Consider the following 701-nt stretch of genomic DNA (forward strand, 5'->3'; position numbering starts at 1 on the left):
GATTTGACTTTTGTCTTTAAACCATTTTTGTTTAACCAAAGACATCAACAATGCAGACAAACACTACCTTTGCCGTGATTTTCTACACAAGGAAACCCAGAGGCAACACGAGCGAATTATCTATCTTCGCCCGTATCACAGTCAACCAAAAACGTTCAGAAATCAGTTTAAAAAGGTGTACACTTTTAAGGGATTGGGACAGCAACAGGAACAGGGCACGTGGAAGCTCCTACAGAACAAAAGTCCTCAATACCTACCTAGACCAAGTATATAGCCATTTATTGGACTGCCATAAGCAATTACTGGAAGAAGGAAAGATCATTACGGCAAACGCCGTTAAAGCACGTTATTTGGGTCTGGACGAGAACCATAAGACTTTGACTGAGCTCATGACCTACCATAACACCAACATGGTGAGCATTCTGAAATACGGCACCATGAAAAATTATTACACTACAGAACGGTATCTGCTGAAGTATTTGAGCAAAGTTTCAAAGGTGGATGACATTTACCTAAAACAATTGAACTATCGTTTCATTTGTGATTTTGAGCAGTTCCTGAGAGGTTACAAAAATTCAAAAAAGGAATTGGTGCTGTCCAACAATGGTGTTATGAAACATATGGAGCGCTTTAAAAAGATGGTCAACCTGGCCGTTAAGTTGGAATGGATTCCAAAAAACCCGTTCAACCAGTTCCAGCTT

General features: G+C 39.9%; 1 protein-coding gene. It reads left to right on the top strand.

Annotation, left to right across the window (positions count from 1 at the left end):
• Positions 1–50: 50 nt before the first annotated feature.
• The coding region (locus JEM65_RS15635; RefSeq protein WP_199601450.1) for a phage integrase SAM-like domain and Arm DNA-binding domain-containing protein at positions 51–701 on the top strand (651 nt) is incomplete at its 3' end.

The organism is Gelidibacter salicanalis (genome assembly GCF_016469035.1).
In the GTDB taxonomy this organism is placed as follows: domain Bacteria; phylum Bacteroidota; class Bacteroidia; order Flavobacteriales; family Flavobacteriaceae; genus Gelidibacter; species Gelidibacter salicanalis_A.